At 68.8% G+C, this 1,115-nt stretch carries 1 protein-coding gene; it reads right to left on the reverse strand.

Features of this window, described 5'->3' with window-relative positions:
* Nucleotides 1-809 (reverse strand): SGNH/GDSL hydrolase family protein (locus LPA54_RS32780; protein ID WP_228984399.1); only part of this gene is annotated, 809 nt, incomplete at its 3' end.
* Between the last annotated feature and the right edge of the window lie 306 nt (nucleotides 810-1,115).

A 1,115-nucleotide genomic window follows, 5' to 3' on the forward strand; every position in this document is an offset into this window, starting at 1 on the left:
GGTACCAGGCTCGTGCCGAACAGCAGCGGCTCGACCCAGCGGGTGCCGAGAGGCGTGCACGCGTCGTGGCCGTCGGAGACCTCGGAGAAGTCGACGAAGGTCGCGCCCGTCTCCTTGCTGGCGCGTTCGACCGCCGTGTTCAGGTGGGTCTGCACGTCGCGCAGGTACGGTACGTCACCGGAGGCGATCGGCAGCTTCAGATAGCACGACGGGTCGGCCTTCGCCGGGGTGATCCAGGGGTAACCCAGCACCGCCACGCGGGCGTTGGGCGCCTTGGCGCGTACGGCCTGCAGGGCGTTCTTCAGTGCGGGGTACGTGTTCTTCTCGATCTGGTCGTTGAAGGTCGAGCCGTACTTGTCCTTGCACGGGCTGCCCTGGCCCCCGGTCAGCAGACCCGCGCTGCCGCAGGACGTGATGGCGTTGATGAAGGTGCCGTTGTCGTTGCCGCCGATGGTCAGCGTCACCAGGTCGGTGTCGGCGCTGAGCGCGTTCACCTGGGGCGGGACGCCCAGGTACTGCGACGACGTGAAGTCCTTGGTCTGGGCGGCGCCGCAGGTCACGTCCTTGAGGCGGGCGCCCGTCCGGTCCGCGATCACATGCGGATAGTTCGCCGTGGACCGCAGGCACAGCAGGTTGCTCGTGTCCACGGGCAGGACGCCTGAGCCGGCGCTGTAGCTGTCCCCGAGGGCGACGTACTGCAGCGGGTCGGACGCCTGGGCCGTGCCGCCGGCCGTGAGGCTCAGGGCGAGCGCACTGGCGAGCGCGCATGATGTGGCCATGACATTACGGCGCGAGACATGCTTCTGCATGTGATCCCTTTCCGGAGGGGAAGGCGGGGCTGCGGGTGCGGGTGCGGGTGCGGGTGCGGGTGCGGGTGCGGGTGCGGCGGGCGGCACGGCGTGCCGGCGGAGGGCGGGGCGTCGAGGGCGGGGAAGAGAACCTGGTCGAACGGTTACCGGGTGGTTCTACCGTCAAGTAATGTGCAGCCGCCCCGAGCCGGAGTCAACATTGTTGACCGAACTTCTCGAAACACGCACGCGATCTGCGGCCCGCCCCCTGTGAATGGGTGAACGCGCAGGTGCGAAGCACACGTCCCCCTATCCTGACCCGCATGC

This window comes from Streptomyces sp. DH12, from assembly GCF_020873895.1.
Classification (GTDB): Bacteria; Actinomycetota; Actinomycetes; order Streptomycetales; family Streptomycetaceae; genus Streptomyces.